Below are 15,643 nucleotides of genomic sequence, written 5' to 3'. Positions count from 1 at the left end.
AAGATCGCTGTTCTCCCCAACCTTACGGGCACCGGCGTCCTTCTGGGAGCGGCTGCGCGCCAGGTAGGCTCGTCCCATCGCCGACACCGCAGGCGCTGCACCGCGGCACTCCGGCACCGACTCCGACGACCCGAGGCACCCGTGTTCCGACGCAACAACCAGACCGACGCCCCCGCCGAGCCGATCCCGACCGAGCCGAAGCCGGACGGCAAGGGCCGCCCGACCCCGACGCGCAAGGAGGCGGAGGCCGCCCGCAAGGCGGCGCTGAAGTCCCCCACGTCGCGCAAGGACCTCGCGCGCGCCGACCGCGACCGCCGGGCGAAGGACCGGGTCAAGGTCCGCGAGGCGATGAGCACGGGCGACGACCGCTACCTGCCGGCGCGGGACAAGGGTCCGGTACGCCGCCTCGTCCGCAACGTCGTCGACTCCCGCCGCAACGTCGGCGAGTACCTGATGCCCGTCCTGGTCATCATCCTGCTGGTGAGCCTGGTCCGGGCGCCGTGGGCCGTGACCGCGATCTACACGCTGTGGCTCGTGACGATCGTCGGCACGATCGTCGACTCGTTCCTGCTGGTCCGCCGCGTCAAGCGCGAGGTCCGCGAGAAGTTCCCGGAGGCGAGCACGCGCGGGCTCACCGGCTACGCGATCCTGCGCAGCACGCAGATCCGCCGGCTGCGCCTGCCGAAGCCGCAGGTGCGGCACGGCGAGTCGTACTGAGCGGCACGGCGAGTCGTACTGAGGGGAGACCGCCCTCAGGGGTGGAGCGACATCGGGCCGAACACGACCCGGCCGTCCTCCAGCAACGTGACCCGGTCGACCCCCTGGTCGGCCAGGTCGGCGTAGAACTCGCCGACCCACGACTCCGCGTCGCCGCGGCTGGCGAACGAGCCGCCGTCGTCCTCGGGGGACACTTCGGTCCCTTCCTCCGTCTCGAAGCGCCAGGTCCACACCATGGGCGGCAGCCTAGGGCGTGGGCGCGTCACCCGGCGCGTCGGCCGCCGCGTCCTCGCTGACCTCCTGCCCGTCGTCGGTGTGGTGGAGGTGGGCCCGCTCGCCGTCGCGGTCGAAGATCGTGAGGATCTCGACCGGCGCCTCGTACGCCGCGATCGCGTGCGGGACCATCGTCGAGAACTCGGCGGCGTCGCCCTCGCGCACCAGCACCGTCCGCTCCCCCAGCTGGAGGCGCGCGGTGCCGGACAGCACCGTGAACCACTCGCGGCCCGGGTGCACCGGCAGCTCCGCAGGCACCGGCCGCTCGGGCGTGATGCGCATCTTGGCGACCGTCACGCCCTGCAGCGCGCGATCGTTGGACAGCAGCCACGTCGTCAGCCCGCGCGTGTGGTCGGCCTCCGGCCGGATCACGACGTCCTCGTCCTCCTCGGACTCGACGAGCTGGTCCAGCGTGGTGCCGAGCGCCCGCGCGATGGGGACGAGCTGGTCCAGCGCGATCCGCCGGTGACCCGTCTCGATGCGGCTCAGGGTCGACGGGCTCAGGTAACAGCGCGCGGCCAGCGCGTCCAGCGACCACCCGCGAGCGAGCCGCAGGCCACGGATCCGCTGGCGGACGACGGCGTCCAACACGATCTCTTGCGTCATGCGCAAGAGTCTATGTCAGGTACGCAACCCGCTCAGCGCGTCGACGCCGCTCTCCCCTCAGCGCGTCGACGACGCGACGAAAGGCGGCGCCGTCACCGCGAACGCCTCCGTCCGCCCCCGGACGTCCACCGTGACCTCGTCGCCCACCGCGACCGAGCGGTCGAGCAGCGCGAGCGCGACGCCCTGGCGCAACGTCGGCGAGAAGGTCCCGGACGTGACCCGGCCGACCTCCGCACCGCCCGCCGACACGACCATCCCGGGACGGGCGATGCCGCGACCCGACGCGACCAGCCCGCGCAGCAGAGGAACCTCGCCGGCGGCCCGCTGGGCCAGCAGCGCGTCGCGGCCCCAGAACTCCGGCTTGTCCCAGCCGACCGCCCAGCCGAGGCGCGCCATCACCGGGGAGATCTCGCGGGACAGGTCCTGGCCGTGCAGCGGGTAGCCCATCTCCGTCCGCAGCGTGTCGCGGGCGCCGAGCCCGCAGGCGCGGATCCCGTACTGCTCCCCCGCCGCGACGATCGCGTCCCACGCCGTCACCGCGGCTGCGGCCGGCACCACGAGCTCGTACCCGCGCTCGCCGGTGTATCCGGTCCGGCACACGGTGATCGCCTCACCGCCCAGCTCGGCCTCCGCGTACGACATGTAGTCGTGCGAGACCGGGAGCCCGATCGCTGCGAGCGTCTCGTCGCTGCGCGGGCCCTGGACGGCGAGCACGGCGAAGTCGTGGTGGCGGTCGGTGATCGTCAGCCCGTCCGGCGCGCGCTCGACCAGCCGGCGTACGACCTCCGCGGTGTTGGCGGCGTTCGGGACGAGCAGGACGTCGTCGTCCGCGCGCAGGTAGGCGATGAGGTCGTCCACGACGCCGCCGTCGTCGTCGCAGCACAGCGTGTACTGCGCCTGTCCCGGGCCGATCCGCCCGAAGGCGTTCGTCAGGCACCGGTCGAGGTACGCCGCCGCGCCCGGCCCCTGGACGGTGGCCTTGCCGAGGTGGCTGACGTCGAAGACGCCGACTGCCTCGCGGACGGCCTTGTGCTCGGCGAGCACGCCGCCGCCGGCGTACTCCAACGGCATCTCCCACCCGCCGAACTCGGCCAGCTTGGCACCGAGCTCGAGGTGGCGTGCGTGCAACGGAGAGTGGGCAAGCGTCATGCCCGCAACCTATCCCGCCCCGTCGGTAGGCTGACCGCCATGGCCCCGAAGAACGCAGAGCCCACCCTGACCCTCAGCTCCGCCGCTCCCGCGACCACCCGTGCCGACGTGGTCGTCGTGGGCGTCGGGCCCGACCTCAAGGCAGTCGCTCCCGCGGACACCGTGAGCAAGGCGTTCGGACGCTCGTTCGGCCCGACGCTGACGGCGCTCGGCTTCAAGGGCAAGAAGGGCGACGTCGCGGTCGTCCCGACCTCCGGCGCGATCAAGGCCGGCATCGTCGTCGCGGTCGGCGTCGGCGAGGACCCGTCCACCTCCGACCTCCGCAAGGCCGCCGCCCGCGCGATCAAGGCGGTGCACAACGCCTCGACGGTCGCGTACGCGCTGCCGACCGCCGACGCCGACGCCGTGCGCGCGATCGCCGAGGGAGTGCTGCTCGGCGGCTACCGGTTCGACCGCTACCGCACCGGGAGCGACGCGAAGGACGCGGCCGCCGACCGGCCCAACGCGGTGACGCTCCTGACCCGTCACGCGCGCGACGCCGAGGTCCTCGCGGCGCTCGAGGCGGCGAAGGCGACCGCCACCGCGGTCAACCGCACCCGCGACTGGGTCAACACCGGCCCCGGCGACCTGACGCCTGCGGCCTTCGCCGACGCCGTGACCGAGACCGCCAAGGCCGACGGCACCGCGGGCGTCAAGGTCACCGTGTGGGACGAGGCCAGGCTCGCCAAGGAGAGCTGCGGCGGCATCCTCGGTGTTGGCCAGGGCTCCGGCAACCCGCCGCGCCTGGTGCAGGTCACCTACAAGCCGAAGAAGCCCGTCGCGCACCTCGCCCTCGTCGGCAAGGGGATCACGTTCGACTCCGGAGGCCTGAGCCTCAAGCCCGGCGCCAGCATGATGACGATGAAGTGCGACATGGCCGGCGCGGCGTCGGTGGTGGCCGCGACCCTGGCGATCGCCGAGCTCGGGCTGCCCGTCCAGGTCACGGCCATCGCCTCGATGGCCGAGAACATGCCGAGCGGCACGGCGATGCGACCCGGCGACGTCATCGCGATCCGCGGCGGCACCACGGTCGAGGTGCACAACACCGACGCCGAGGGCCGGCTCGTGCTCGCCGACGGCCTCGTGCTCGCGACCGAGGCGAAGCCGGACGTGCTCGTCGACGTCGCGACGCTCACCGGAGCGGCCATGGTGGCGCTCGGCCTGCAGACCGCCGGCGTGATGGCCAACGACGACGCCCTCCGCGACGAGATCGTCGAGGTCGCCGACTCCGTGGGCGAGTCGTTCTGGGCCCTGCCGATCACCGACGAGGTCGTGTCCCGGGTGAAGAGCTCCGACCTGGCCGACCTGCGCCAGCACAACCCGAAGCCGGCCGGCGGTGCGCTGTTCGCGGCCGCCTTCCTGCGCGAGTTCGTCGGCGAGACCCGCTGGGCCCACCTGGACATCGCCGGACCCGCGTTCAACGACGCAGGGGCGTACGACGAGGTCCCCAAGGGCGGCACCGGGATGAGCGTGCGCACCCTCGTGGGTCTCGCGGAGCGCCTCGCCCGCCGCGTCGACTGACCGAGGGCGCAGGCGGCGTCACTCGCCCGAGGACGCCTCGCGGTCACGCCGCTTGCGCTCCTCGGCGACGCGACGGTTGTACTCGCGCATCCGCTGCGGGTAGCCGACGACCGCCGCGTCGTACGTCGGCACGCGGTGCTTGTTGCCGAAGTCGTGGGCCCACGAGGCGGACGGCACGCGGCGGCGGGTCCACTCCCCGTCCTTGGCGACGAGCAGCAACGTCACCTGCGAGACGGCCGTCGGTGGCTCGACGAATCCCTCCACGCCCGCGCGCGACTCGATGAACTTCTCGAGGTGGGCTCGGTCGGCGCTGTCCGAAGCACGGTCGGAGACCACCGCGCCACCGCCGGTGCGGTTGCGCTTCTTGCGTCGGAAGAGGCCCATCGAGTGTGCTCCTGCGGCTCGTGAGAGAAGGGGTCCTTCATGCTGTCTCCTCCCAGTCTGCCGTACCGACGGGTAGCGCCCCCACGTGTGCACCCCCTTGTCCGCAGTGACAAGATGAGGGGCGGCAGCAGGCAGCGAAGATCTCGCAGCCGACACCACCTGGAGGCAATTCGTGACCCAGTCCGCCCCCCACGCGCACGACGTCGTGGTGCTCGGTGGAGGGAGCGGGGGGTACGCCACCGCGCTCCGTGCCCGACAGCTCGGGCTGAGCGTGGCGCTCGTCGAGGAGGACAAGCTCGGCGGCACCTGCCTCCACCAGGGATGCATCCCGACCAAGGCGATGCTGCACGCCGCCGAGGTCGCCGACGCCGCACGGGACGCGTCGTCGTTCGGCGTCCGCGCGACGTACGACGGCGTCGACCTCGCTGCCGTCGCGAAGTACCGCGCCGGTGTCGTCGACCGTCTCTACCGCGGCCTCCAGGGACTCGTCCGCGGCGCCGGGATCGAGGTCGTCGAGGGCACCGGCCGTCTCGTCGGACCGCGGTCCGTCGCCGTCGGTGACACCGTCGTCACCGGCGCCAACCTGGTGCTCGCCACCGGGTCGTACGCCCGCACGCTGCCCGGCGTCGAGATCGCCGGCCGCGTCGTCACGTCCGACGGCGCGCTCACGCTCGAGGAGCTCCCGCGACGCGTCGTCGTCGTGGGCGGCAGCGTCATCGGTGTCGAGCTGGCCTCGGTGTGGCGCTCGTTCGGCTCCGAGGTCACGGTCGTCGAGGCGCTGCCGCACCTCGTCCCGCTCGAGGACGAGACCCTGTCGGTCCACCTCGAGCGCGCGTTCCGCAAGCGCGGGATCGCGTTCCGCACGGGGACGCCGATCACCAGCGTCAAGCAGGACGAGTCCACCGCCTACGTGACGCTGGAGGGCGGCGAGGTCCTCGAGGCCGACCTGGTCCTCGTGGCTGTAGGACGAGGCCCCCGCACCGACGGGCTGGGGCTCGCCGAGCAGGGCATCACCCTCGACCGCGGGTTCGTGGTCACCGACGAGCGGCTGCGCACGTCCGCCGAGGGCGTGTACGCCGTCGGCGACCTGGTCCGCGGGCTGCAGCTCGCGCACCGCGGGTTCGCCCACGGCCTCTTCGTCGCCGAGGAGATCGCCGGCCGCGCACCGCAGCCGGTGGTCGACAGCGGGATCCCGCGCGTCACCTACTGCGAGCCGGAGCTCGCGTCGGTCGGCCTCACCGAGGCGCAGGCCCGCGAGGCGCACGGCGACGACCGGGTCGCGACGTACGAGTACAACCTCGCCGGCAACGGCAAGACCCAGATCCTCCGCTCGTCCGGTCTCGTCAAGGTCGTCCGCGAGGTCGACGGTCCCGTCCTCGGCGTCCACATGATCGGCGCCCGGATGGGCGAGCAGGTCGGCGAGGCATCCTTGTGGGTGAACTGGGACGCGTTCCCCGAGGACGTCGCCGCGTTCGTCCACGCCCACCCCACCCAGAACGAAGCTCTCGGCGAGGCCGCGCTGGCCCTCGCCGGATCACCACTCCACGCACACGCCTGAGATCAAGACAGGGGTTCAACCCATGGCTACGCCCGTCACGCTTCCAGAGCTCGGAGAGAGCGTCACCGAAGGCACCGTCACGCGGTGGCTGAAGCAGGTCGGCGACACGGTTGCCGTCGACGAGCCGCTCCTCGAGGTCTCCACCGACAAGGTCGACACGGAGATCCCGTCGCCGGTCGCCGGTGTCCTGCTCGAGATCGCCGCGGCCGAGGACGAGACCGTCGAGGTCGGTGCCGTCCTCGCGACCATCGGTGAGGAGGGCGAGTCCGCGGGCGACGCGGCTCCGGCTGCCGACGAGGCTCCCGCAGAGGAGGCGCCGGCGGCTGAGGCTCCCGCCGAGGAGCAGCCCGCGCAGGAGCAGGCTCCGGCCGAGGAGGCCCCCGAGGAGCCCGCCGGCGAGTCGAGCACGCCGCCGGCCGACGACACGACCCCGGCGGTCGCCGCCGAGCAGGAGGCGGAGTCCGCCGAGGCATCCGCGCCCTCCGGTGGCTCCGGCGGCTCCGGCGACGCGACGCCGGTGACGCTGCCCGAGCTCGGCGAGAGCGTCACCGAGGGCACCGTCACGCGCTGGCTGAAGCAGGTCGGCGACGAGGTCGCGGTCGACGAGCCGCTCCTCGAGGTCTCCACCGACAAGGTCGACACCGAGATCCCCTCTCCCGTCGCGGGCACCCTGCTCGAGATCTCGGCGGGCGAGGACGAGACGGTCGAGGTCGGTGCGCAGCTCGCGCTGATCGGCAGCGCCGGCTCCTCCGGCGGGTCGGCACCGGCCGAGGCTCCTGCCGCTCCGGCTGAGCCCGAGCCGGCCGCGGAGCCCGAGCAGACCGCACCGCAGCAGGCCCCCGCCCAGCAGCAGGAGCAGCCGGCGCAGCAGGAGGCTCCGGCCCCGCAGGAGCAGCCCGCCGCGCAGGAGCAGCCGGCGCAGCAGGAGGCCCCCGCGCAGCAGGAGCAGCCCGCCGCCGCGACGACGGCGCCGAGCGCCGTCAAGCCCGACGGCCGCCAGTACGTGACGCCGATCGTGCGCAAGCTCGCCGAGCGCGAGGGCGTCGCCCTCGACGAGGTGTCGGGCACCGGCGTCGGTGGCCGCATCCGCAAGCAGGACGTCCTCGACGCGGCCGCCAAGGCACGCGAGGCAGCCGCGGCCGCCGCGGCCCCGGCACCGTCGGCTGCGCCCGCCGCGGCATCGACCGGTCCCGACGTCTCGGGCCTCGCCGGCACGGTGAAGAAGGCCAACCGGATCCGCCAGCTCACCGCGATCAAGACCAAGGAGTCCCTCCAGGTCGCGGCCCAGCTCACGCAGGTCCACGAGGTCGACCTCACGCGCATCGCCGCGCTGCGCGCGAAGCACAAGGCGTCGTTCCTCGACCGCGAGGGCGTGAAGCTGACCTACCTGCCGTTCATCGCGAAGGCGACGGTCGAGGCGCTGAAGGCGCACCCGAACGTCAATGCCTCGTACGACGAGGAGTCGAAGGAGATCACCTACCACGCGGCGATCAACCTCGGCATCGCCGTGGACACCGAGCGCGGCCTGCTCTCGGTCGTCGTGCACGACGCGGGCGACCTCAGCCTCGCCGGCCTCGCGCAGCGGATCAACGACCTCGCGACCCGGGCCCGCAGCGGCGACATCAAGCCGAACGAGCTCTCCGGCGGGACGTTCACGATCACCAACATCGGCAGCTTCGGCGGACTGTTCGACACGCCGATCCTCGTCCAGCCGCAGGCCGCGATGCTCGCGACCGGCGCGGTCGTGAAGCGCCCGGTGGTGGTCTCCGACGCCGACGGCAACGACGCGATCGCGATCCGCTCGATGGCGTACCTGCCGATGACCTACGACCACCGCCTGGTCGACGGCGCCGACGCCGGACGCTTCCTGACGACGGTCAAGAAGCGCCTCGAGGAGGGCGCCTTCGAGGCCGAGCTCGGCTGACCTCACCGGCCTCGTGCCGGATCGGACAGGACCTCGTGCGCCCGTGAGGATGGGCGCATGAGGTTCTGTCTTTCCGGGGCGTCCGGCTTCCTCGGCACCGCTCTCGGGGCGCACCTGCGCGAGCAGGGCCACGAGGTCGTCCGCCTCGTACGCCGCCCCGCGCGGGGTCCGTTCGAGGTCCGCTGGAACCCCGCGGAAGGCGAGCTCGACCACGAGGTGATCGACGACGCGGACGTCGTCGTCAACCTGTCCGGCGCTCCGATCGCCCACTGGCCCTGGACTCCCTCGTACCGTCGGACGCTGCTCCAGTCCCGCACCGCACCGACGCGGACGCTGGCCGAGGCGATCGCGCGGTCGCCGCAGCCGCCGGCCCTGCTCTCCGGCAGCGGCATCAACGCGTACGGCGACGACCGCGGCGACACGCTCCTGACCGAGGGCACGCCACGGGGGCGCGGATTCCTCGCCGACGTGGTCGAGCAGTGGGAGGCCGCTGCCGCTCCGGCGCAGCAGGCGGGCACACGCGTGTGCTTCCTGCGGACGTCCCCGGTGCTCGACTCCTCCGGAGGGCTGCTGCGCGTCATCGCCCTGCCGTTCCGGGTCGGTCTCGGCGGACGCCTCGGCTCAGGCGACCAGTACTTCCCGGTCGTCAGCCTGCGCGACTGGCTCGGGGCCGTCACGTTCCTCGCGGAGAACGACAACGCCTCAGGGCCGTACAACCTCGTCGCCCCGGAGCCCGCGACCAACGCCGACTTCACCCGGGCGCTGGCCTCGGCCCTGCGACGCCCCGCCGTCGTGCCCGTCCCCTCGTTCGGCCTCCGCCTCGCACTCGGCGGGCTGTCGGCCATGGCCCTCGGCTCCCTCCGCGCGGTCCCGGGACGGCTGGAGGAGGCCGGGCACACGTTCGCCGACAAGGACGTCCAGGACGTGGTCACGACCGCGCTCGGCCGCTGAGCCGGCCCGGCGCGTCAGCCCGCGAGCCGCTGCACCGACCCGATCCGCCACCCGGCCGCGGTGTCGTGGACGACGATGCGGCGCTCGGTCGCGCCGTCGCGCGGCATCTCACGCCAGGCCCCACCGTGCTGCCGCACCCGGACGGGCTCCAGCCGGTCGACGACACGGAGCACGACGCGCCCCGCCGTACGCCGCTCCACACGGAAGCGCAGGAGCGTGAACCGCACGGACTCGAGCTCCAACCCGCGCGACGCGTACCGCGCGAGGAGGTCGGCGTCCGCGGCCCGCTCACGGGCACCCGGGACGTACACGTCGTCCAGGAGACTCGCGTCCTTGCGGACGAACGCTGCCGACCGGGCCTCGTCCAGCACGGCGAGCCGGTCCATCCACGCCGCCTGGTCGACCGCGGACCGGCCCACCGCCAGCGCCACCCACCACAGTCCGGAGAGATCCATCGCGCCAGCATGGCGGAGCCTGGCTCACCGCGTCGGCCGTCGTCCACAGCCGCGTTAGGGTGGCTTCCGTGAGCGCACTGGAGATCCGCAGGATCGGCCTCGGCACCGACGGAACCGACTACGAGGAGATGTGGGCCCTGCAGCGCGAGCTGCACGCCGACCGTGTCGCCGGCCTCGTCGGAGACGTCGCGCTCTTCCTCGAGCACACGCCCGTCTTCACGGCGGGCACCCGCACCGAGGGGTGGGAGCGCCCGACCGACGGCAGCCGCGTCGTCGACATCGACCGTGGCGGCAACATCACGTTCCACGGCCCCGGCCAGCTCGTGGGCTACCCGATCGTGGCGCTGCCCGAGCACGTCCTGGTCGTCGACTACGTACGCCGGGTCGAGGAGGCCATGATCCGGACCGTGCGCGAGCTGGGGGTCGTCTGCGGACGCGTGCAGGGGCGCTCCGGCGTCTGGATCGCCGCCGACGACCGAGGCCCCGAGCGCAAGCTCGGCCAGCTCGGCATCCGCGTCGCTCGCGGCGTCACCATGCACGGGCTCGCGCTCAACTGCGACGTCGACATGAGCTGGTTCGCCAAGATCGTGCCGTGCGGCATCGCCGACGCAGGCGTGACCTCGCTGTCGCTCGAGCTCGACCGGCGCGTGTCGACGCTCGAGGTCGCCGACGCCCTCGAGCCGCACCTGCGCGAGCTCCTGGCCTGGGAGCCGTACGCCGCCAGTCCCGACCTCGGTGACGTGGCCGCCGCGGACGGCGTGACGTACGGGCTGGCCGCCCACCTCGTCTGAGCCGCGGTCGTCCGGGCTTCGCCGAGCACGTAGGGTGAACGACGTGACCATCGCACCTGAAGGACGCAAGCTGCTCCGTCTCGAGGCGCGCAACGCCGAGACGCCGATCGAGAAGAAGCCCGAGTGGATCAAGACCCGGGCCAAGATGGGCCCGGAGTACACCGAGCTCAAGCAGCTGGTCAAGAGCGAGGGCCTGCACACCGTCTGCCAGGAAGCCGGCTGTCCCAACATCTACGAGTGCTGGGAGGACCGCGAGGCCACGTTCCTCATCGGCGGCGAGGAGTGCACGCGTCGGTGCGACTTCTGCCAGATCGCCACCGGCAAGCCGAGCGCCCTGGACCGTGACGAGCCGCGTCGTGTGGCGGAGAGCGTCCGCACCATGGGCCTGCGCTACGCGACGATCACCGGCGTCGCCCGCGACGACCTCCCCGACGGCGGCTCCTGGCTGTACGCCGAGACCGTCCGCAAGATCCACGAGCTCAACCCGGGCACCGGCGTCGAGAATCTCATCCCCGACTTCAACGGCAAGCCCGAGCTCCTCGAGGAGGTCTTCGCCTCCCGTCCCGAGGTGCTGGCGCACAACGTCGAGACGGTGCCGCGGATCTTCAAGCGGATCCGACCGGCGTTCCGCTACGAGCGCTCGCTCGACGTGCTCACCCAGGCCCGGGCGTACGGGCTGGTGACGAAGTCCAACCTCATCCTCGGCATGGGCGAGACGCGCGGGGAGATCTCGCAGGCGATGCGCGACCTGTACGACGCGGGCTGCGAGCTCCTCACGATCACCCAGTACCTCCGCCCCTCGCCCCTGCACCACCCGGTCGAGCGGTGGGTCAAGCCCGAGGAGTTCGTGGAGCTCGGCGCGGAGGCCGAGGAGATCGGCTTCGCCGGGGTCCTGTCCGGACCGCTCGTCCGCTCCTCCTACCGCGCAGGGCGCCTCTACAAGCAGGCCATGGAGGCTCGTACGTCGGCCACGGCCTGAGGGTCCGCCGCGGTCGGCGACCGCGTACTCTGGGAGCCATGTCCACTCCTGACTCGCCGCCGCAGGGTCGCATCGCGCAGATCCGGTCCGCCTACTCGATCACCAAGCGCTCCGACAAGACGATCGGGCTCCGCCTGCTCGCCTGGTTCCTGGTGGTCGGCGGCGTCGTCTTCGCTCTCGGCTGGTTCCTCGGCGGCAGCGGCAGCATCCTCGGCATCATCCTGGTCTCGCTGCTGTCGGTGCTGACCGGCATCCTGGCCGCGCTGATCGTCTTCGGACGGCGCGCGGAGAAGGCGGCGTACGCGCAGGTCGAGGGTCAGGTCGGTGCGGCTGCCGGCGCGCTCGGGATGCTCAAGCGCGGCTGGAAGGTCGACCAGGCGGTCGCGTTCACCAAGAGCCAGGACGTGGTGCACCGCGTCGTCGGTCCGCCCGGGATCGTGCTGGTCGGCGAGGGCAACCCCAACCGCGTGCGCAACCTGCTGTCGGTCGAGCGCAAGAAGACCGTCCGCATCGTCGGCGAGGAGATCCCGGTCTCGACCGTCGTCGTCGGCCGCGACACCGACAAGGGCGAGGTCCCCCTGCCCAAGCTGGTCAACTCGATCCGCAAGTCCAAGCGGGCGCTCAAGCCGGCGCAGATCACGCCGGTCCTCAACAAGCTCAAGGCGCTCGACGCGATGCGTCCGCAGGCGCCGCTCCCCCGCGGGCCGGTCCCGACCAGCGCCAAGGGCGCGCGTCGGATGATGCAGGGCCGCTGAGCCCTCGGGCTACTCGGCCGACCGCGTCGCCTGCGCCCGCGGGCGGATGTAGGTGATCACCGACGCCGCCGCGACGTCGTGGAAGCCACGCCCCTCCTTGTTCTGGAGGAGCGGCGGGACGACCAGGCAGATCAGGGCGGTGCGCAGGAACGCGCGCAGCCCGATCGGCCGCCCGTTGGGGCCGACGACGCAGATGCCGACGACGCGCTTGCCGATCGAGAAGCCGAGCGTCGCGTCGAGCAGCGACACCTCGATCCAGAAGGCCAGGAGCGTCCACCACCCGTCGACCGCGCCCGCTCCGAAGGCGGGCGATCCCGTCACGACCGAGGCCGTGAACAGAGCGACGAACCAGTCGATCAGCAGGGCGACGACGCGGCGGCCGAAGCCGGCGACCTCGGGCATCGAGCTCGGGGGCCCGGGGGTACTCGTGGACACGACAACAACCCTACTCGGCGGTCACCAGAGCCCTGCTGCCGCAGGTCAGAACGCCTCTCGAGACGCTCGCGCCGACGCCCGAAACTTCGTAACATGGGCGAAACATTCGGGTCATGGCTGGGTAACTGGCTCTGCCTACCTTCGTGGGGACACAGCGACGTGACCCCAGTTCGCCCCCCGTACACGACGGCCGGCCTGCGTTCAGAGCCCTGGCCGAGGAGGCTTTATGTTCTCAAACCGCGACGAGCTCTTGGCCTACATCAGGGACGAGGGAGTCAAGTTCGTCGACGTCCGGTTCACCGATCTTCCCGGCATCCAGCAGCACTTCACGGTGCCGGTCTCGTCGTTCGACGAAGCGGTGTTCGAGGACGGGCTGATGTTCGACGGCTCCTCGGTGCGCGGCTTCCAGGCGATCCACGAGTCCGACATGGCGCTGTTCCCGGACCCGACGACCGCCTACATCGACCCCTTCCGGCCGGAGAAGACCCTCGCGCTCGAGTTCTTCATCCACGACCCGCTGACGGGCGAGGCGTACTCCCGCGACCCGCGCAACATCGCGCGGAAGGCTGAGGCCTACCTCGCGAGCACGGGCATCGGCGACACGGCGTTCTTCGCCCCCGAGGCCGAGTTCTACGTCTTCGACAGCGCCCGCTTCGAGACCTCCGCCAACCGCGGCTTCTACGAGATCGACTCGATCGCCGGCGCGTGGAACACGGGCGCCGAGGAGGAGGCCCGCGGCTACAAGGTCCGCTACAAGGGCGGCTACTTCCCCGTCTCCCCCACCGACCACTTCGCCGACCTCCGCAACGAGATGGTCCTCAAGCTCGAGGACTCCGGCCTCCAGGTCGAGCGCGCGCACCACGAGGTCGGCACCGCCGGCCAGGCGGAGATCAACTACCGCTTCGACACGCTGCTCAAGGCCGCGGACGATGTCATGAAGTTCAAGTACATCATCCGCAACACCGCCTGGGCCGCCGGCAAGACGGCGACCTTCATGCCGAAGCCCATCTTCGGCGACAACGGCTCGGGCATGCACTGCCACCAGTCGATCTGGAAGGACGGCGAGCCGCTGTTCTACGACGAGGCCGGCTACGGCGGTCTCTCGGAGACGGCGCGCCACTACATCGGCGGCATCCTGAAGCACGCGCCGTCGCTGCTCGCGTTCACCAACCCGACGGTCAACTCCTACCACCGTCTGGTGCCGGGCTTCGAGGCGCCGATCGCCCTCGTCTACAGCTCGCGCAACCGCTCGGCGTGCGTCCGCATCCCGATCACCGGCTCGAACCCGAAGGCCAAGCGCATCGAGTTCCGCTGCCCCGACCCGTCGGCGAACCCGTACCTCGCGTTCTCCGCGCTGCTGCTCGCCGGCATCGACGGCATCAAGAACAAGATCGAGCCGCCGGAGCCGATCGACAAGAACATCTACGAGCTCCCGCCGGACGAGTACAACCAGATCGAGTCGGTCCCGACCTCGCTCGGTGCCGTGCTCGACTCGCTCGAGGCCGATCACGAGTTCCTCACCCAGGGCGACGTCTTCACGCCGGACCTGATCGAGACGTGGATCGAGTACAAGCGCGAGAACGAGATCGCCCCGATCCAGCAGCGGCCGCACCCGCACGAGTTCGAGCTGTACTACGACATCTGAGGAGTGAGCCGGAGGGAGTCGCGAGGGACGAGCGGCTCCCGAAGGCGAGCCCCGCAAGATGTCGTACGAAGGACTCGACATCCGATCGCCGGTGCGCGCCGACCTGGGCGCCCAGCCGAGACGCGGCCCCGACCTGCGGAGACACCCCAGTGCTTCCGCAGAGTCTGGGGCCGCTCTCGTCTTCGTGGGCCCGACATTCACCCAGCGGGACGCTCCTCGCTCTTCGACGACGGCCTCCGGCACCTCTTGCTCTGAGGCGCGTCGTGATCCCACACTCGTAGCATGAGGCAGGAGCGCCAGAACAGTCCGAGCGGACCGGCCGCTCACGCATGAGCGCCGGGGAGGTCGTCATCGGACTTGTCTCAGCTCCGGGTACGGCCGCCGACGTCGCGTCGAACCTTGCCGACGATCTACGCGCAGAGCTGGGTGTCCAGCTGCCCACCGTCCAGTGGTGCGTTCCGACGGTGGTCGACGTGCTGGTCCATCCACCTGCAGACGACGCCGCCCTCGTCGCCGCGGCGAGGGAGCGGCTCCTGAAGGAGGACTGGGACCTGGTCGTCTGCCTCACGGACCTGCCCCTCCGGGCTCACCGGCGCCCGGTCGTGGCTCATGCCAGCCCATTACACGGCGTCGCGGTGGTGTGCGTGCCGGCGCTCGGCGCGGTGGGACTGCGTCAACGCATCCGAGGCGCGGTCGTGGGGCTCGTGCGCACCCTGCTCGGGGACACAGCAGATCCCGCGCTGCCGGGCCCTGCTGCCGGGCTCGGGCGCCGCGCCCGTGAGCTCGGGAGTCAGCATGAGGAGAACGACGGCAGTGTCATGTTCACTGCGAAGGTCCTGAGCGGTCACGTGCGACTCCTGATCGGGATGATCCGGGCCAACCAACCGTGGAGGCTTGCGATCGGACTCTCGAAAGCGCTGACCGCCGCACTGGCAACCGGCGTCTTCGTGCTCGTCACCCCCGACATCTGGCAGCTCGGCGACGCGCTCAGCTGGCCCAGACTTCTGGCGATCGGGGTGGGCTCTGTTGCGGCGATCACCACCGCGCTGATCGTCGGAGCGGGCCTGTGGGAACGTGCGCCGAATCCGGTGGGGGGTAAGCAGGTAACTCTCTTCAACCTGGCGACGACCGGAACCGTCGTGCTCGGTGTGCTCTTTCTGTACGCCGCGCTCCTTCTGCTCGCACTGCTGACGTCGCTGACTCTGGTGCCTGAACCCCTGCTCGAGGAGAACATCGGGCATGCGGTTCACGTTGGCGACTACGTGAAGCTGGTGTGGCTCGCCAGCGCTCTCGCGACGATCGGCGGAGCCCTTGGGGCGGGCTTGGAGACCGACGAAGCGGTTCGGTCCGCCGCCTACACGCACCGGCACGGGTCGGGTGACGTGGTGACGTGACGCGGGTGACCCCAGCGACCATCGCCCGCGCTCTCGCCGCGCACGGAAAACGGGCCTGGATCGGGGC

General features: G+C 71.7%; 16 protein-coding genes. 10 read left to right on the top strand and 6 right to left on the bottom strand.

Annotation, left to right across the window (positions count from 1 at the left end; translation table 11 throughout):
- The first annotated feature begins 141 nt into the window (after positions 1-141).
- Positions 142-717, top strand: coding sequence for a DUF3043 domain-containing protein (locus tag ACQSSQ_RS07555; protein WP_431326415.1), 576 nt, complete (start codon positions 142-144; stop codon positions 715-717).
- 35 nt (positions 718-752) lie between these two features.
- On the opposite strand, the gene ACQSSQ_RS07550 is transcribed toward ACQSSQ_RS07555, so the two are convergent.
- Genes ACQSSQ_RS07550 through gcvT form a run of 3 tightly spaced genes read right to left on the bottom strand, consistent with a single transcriptional unit; the run spans position 753 to position 2,745 of the window.
- Complete coding sequence (locus tag ACQSSQ_RS07550) at positions 753-953, bottom strand: hypothetical protein (RefSeq protein WP_431326414.1); 201 nt, start codon at positions 951-953, stop codon at positions 753-755.
- Between the two features lie 10 nt (positions 954-963).
- Positions 964-1,596, bottom strand: a complete 633-nt coding sequence (locus ACQSSQ_RS07545; RefSeq protein ID WP_431326413.1) for a helix-turn-helix domain-containing protein — start codon at positions 1,594-1,596, stop codon at positions 964-966.
- A 57-nt stretch (positions 1,597-1,653) separates the two neighbouring features.
- Positions 1,654-2,745 (bottom strand): glycine cleavage system aminomethyltransferase GcvT, encoded by a 1,092-nt coding sequence (gene gcvT, locus ACQSSQ_RS07540; protein ID WP_431326412.1) that lies wholly within the window; start codon positions 2,743-2,745, stop codon positions 1,654-1,656.
- 39 nt (positions 2,746-2,784) lie between these two features.
- Between gcvT and ACQSSQ_RS07535 the strand changes: the two genes are divergently transcribed.
- A complete protein-coding gene (locus tag ACQSSQ_RS07535) occupies positions 2,785-4,305 on the top strand; it encodes a leucyl aminopeptidase (RefSeq protein WP_431326411.1) in 1,521 nt (506 codons plus the stop codon).
- 18 nt (positions 4,306-4,323) lie between these two features.
- Here the strand turns inward: ACQSSQ_RS07535 and ACQSSQ_RS07530 are convergent, their stop codons facing one another.
- On the bottom strand, positions 4,324-4,689 hold the full coding sequence (locus ACQSSQ_RS07530; protein WP_431326410.1) for a hypothetical protein: 366 nt from the start codon (positions 4,687-4,689) through the stop codon (positions 4,324-4,326).
- A 172-nt stretch (positions 4,690-4,861) separates the two neighbouring features.
- Between ACQSSQ_RS07530 and lpdA the strand changes: the two genes are divergently transcribed.
- From lpdA to ACQSSQ_RS07515, 3 genes are read left to right on the top strand one after another with little or no spacing between them, the layout of a single operon-like run.
- Complete coding sequence (gene lpdA, locus ACQSSQ_RS07525) at positions 4,862-6,247, top strand: dihydrolipoyl dehydrogenase (RefSeq protein WP_431326409.1); 1,386 nt, start codon at positions 4,862-4,864, stop codon at positions 6,245-6,247.
- 22 nt (positions 6,248-6,269) lie between these two features.
- Positions 6,270-8,171 (top strand): 2-oxoglutarate dehydrogenase, E2 component, dihydrolipoamide succinyltransferase, encoded by a 1,902-nt coding sequence (gene sucB / locus ACQSSQ_RS07520; RefSeq protein ID WP_431326408.1) that lies wholly within the window; start codon positions 6,270-6,272, stop codon positions 8,169-8,171.
- 57 nt (positions 8,172-8,228) lie between these two features.
- Positions 8,229-9,122, top strand: a complete 894-nt coding sequence (locus tag ACQSSQ_RS07515) for a TIGR01777 family oxidoreductase (protein WP_431326407.1) — start codon at positions 8,229-8,231, stop codon at positions 9,120-9,122.
- Between the two features lie 14 nt (positions 9,123-9,136).
- Here ACQSSQ_RS07515 and ACQSSQ_RS07510 read toward each other — a convergent pair whose 3' ends face one another.
- The gene (locus ACQSSQ_RS07510; RefSeq protein ID WP_431326406.1) at positions 9,137-9,577 is read right to left on the bottom strand and encodes a hypothetical protein; all 441 of its coding nucleotides are present in this window, start codon (positions 9,575-9,577) and stop codon (positions 9,137-9,139) included.
- Between the two features lie 68 nt (positions 9,578-9,645).
- Here ACQSSQ_RS07510 and lipB point away from each other — a divergent pair, with 68 nt between their 5' ends.
- From lipB to ACQSSQ_RS07495, 3 genes are read left to right on the top strand one after another with little or no spacing between them, the layout of a single operon-like run.
- Positions 9,646-10,368 carry a lipoyl(octanoyl) transferase LipB gene (gene lipB, locus ACQSSQ_RS07505; protein ID WP_431326405.1) on the top strand — a complete coding sequence of 241 codons (723 nt, stop codon included), beginning with the start codon at positions 9,646-9,648 and terminating at the stop codon, positions 10,366-10,368.
- Positions 10,369-10,411: 43 nt separating this feature from the next.
- Positions 10,412-11,347, top strand: a complete 936-nt coding sequence (gene lipA / locus ACQSSQ_RS07500) for a lipoyl synthase (RefSeq protein ID WP_431326404.1) — start codon at positions 10,412-10,414, stop codon at positions 11,345-11,347.
- A 38-nt stretch (positions 11,348-11,385) separates the two neighbouring features.
- On the top strand, positions 11,386-12,102 hold the full coding sequence (locus ACQSSQ_RS07495) for a DUF4191 domain-containing protein (protein ID WP_431326403.1): 717 nt from the start codon (positions 11,386-11,388) through the stop codon (positions 12,100-12,102).
- Positions 12,103-12,111: 9 nt separating this feature from the next.
- On the opposite strand, the gene ACQSSQ_RS07490 is transcribed toward ACQSSQ_RS07495, so the two are convergent.
- Positions 12,112-12,537, bottom strand: coding sequence for an RDD family protein (locus ACQSSQ_RS07490; protein ID WP_431326402.1), 426 nt, complete (start codon positions 12,535-12,537; stop codon positions 12,112-12,114).
- A gap of 226 nt (positions 12,538-12,763) precedes the next feature.
- Here ACQSSQ_RS07490 and glnA point away from each other — a divergent pair, with 226 nt between their 5' ends.
- Positions 12,764-14,182: a type I glutamate--ammonia ligase gene (glnA, locus tag ACQSSQ_RS07485; RefSeq protein ID WP_431326401.1), complete on the top strand. Its 1,419-nt coding sequence runs from the start codon at positions 12,764-12,766 to the stop codon at positions 14,180-14,182.
- A gap of 329 nt (positions 14,183-14,511) precedes the next feature.
- The gene (locus tag ACQSSQ_RS07480; protein WP_431326400.1) at positions 14,512-15,576 is read left to right on the top strand and encodes a hypothetical protein; all 1,065 of its coding nucleotides are present in this window, start codon (positions 14,512-14,514) and stop codon (positions 15,574-15,576) included.
- Positions 15,577-15,643: the final 67 nt, after the last annotated feature.

Origin of the sequence: Mumia spirodelae, from assembly GCF_050632745.1 — a bacterium.
Taxonomy (GTDB): domain Bacteria; phylum Actinomycetota; class Actinomycetes; order Propionibacteriales; family Nocardioidaceae; genus Mumia.
The sequence above is the reverse complement of the archived record's forward strand: the minus strand, read 5'-3'. Positions and strand labels throughout refer to the sequence as shown.

What these genes read in the sequence shown, in the direction of transcription:
- ACQSSQ_RS07550 (WP_431326414.1), bottom strand. Translation starts at nt 953, where the DNA reads ATGGTGTGGACCTGGCGCTTCGAGACGGAGGAAGGGACCGAAGTGTCC.
- ACQSSQ_RS07545 (WP_431326413.1), bottom strand. Translation starts at nt 1,596, where the DNA reads ATGACGCAAGAGATCGTGTTGGACGCCGTCGTCCGCCAGCGGATCCGT.
- gcvT (WP_431326412.1), bottom strand. Translation starts at nt 2,745, where the DNA reads ATGACGCTTGCCCACTCTCCGTTGCACGCACGCCACCTCGAGCTCGGT.
- ACQSSQ_RS07535 (WP_431326411.1), top strand. Translation starts at nt 2,785, where the DNA reads ATGGCCCCGAAGAACGCAGAGCCCACCCTGACCCTCAGCTCCGCCGCT.
- ACQSSQ_RS07530 (WP_431326410.1), bottom strand. Translation starts at nt 4,689, where the DNA reads ATGGGCCTCTTCCGACGCAAGAAGCGCAACCGCACCGGCGGTGGCGCG.
- sucB (WP_431326408.1), top strand. Translation starts at nt 6,270, where the DNA reads ATGGCTACGCCCGTCACGCTTCCAGAGCTCGGAGAGAGCGTCACCGAA.
- ACQSSQ_RS07515 (WP_431326407.1), top strand. Translation starts at nt 8,229, where the DNA reads ATGAGGTTCTGTCTTTCCGGGGCGTCCGGCTTCCTCGGCACCGCTCTC.
- ACQSSQ_RS07510 (WP_431326406.1), bottom strand. Translation starts at nt 9,577, where the DNA reads ATGGATCTCTCCGGACTGTGGTGGGTGGCGCTGGCGGTGGGCCGGTCC.
- ACQSSQ_RS07495 (WP_431326403.1), top strand. Translation starts at nt 11,386, where the DNA reads ATGTCCACTCCTGACTCGCCGCCGCAGGGTCGCATCGCGCAGATCCGG.
- glnA (WP_431326401.1), top strand. Translation starts at nt 12,764, where the DNA reads ATGTTCTCAAACCGCGACGAGCTCTTGGCCTACATCAGGGACGAGGGA.
- ACQSSQ_RS07480 (WP_431326400.1), top strand. Translation starts at nt 14,512, where the DNA reads ATGAGCGCCGGGGAGGTCGTCATCGGACTTGTCTCAGCTCCGGGTACG.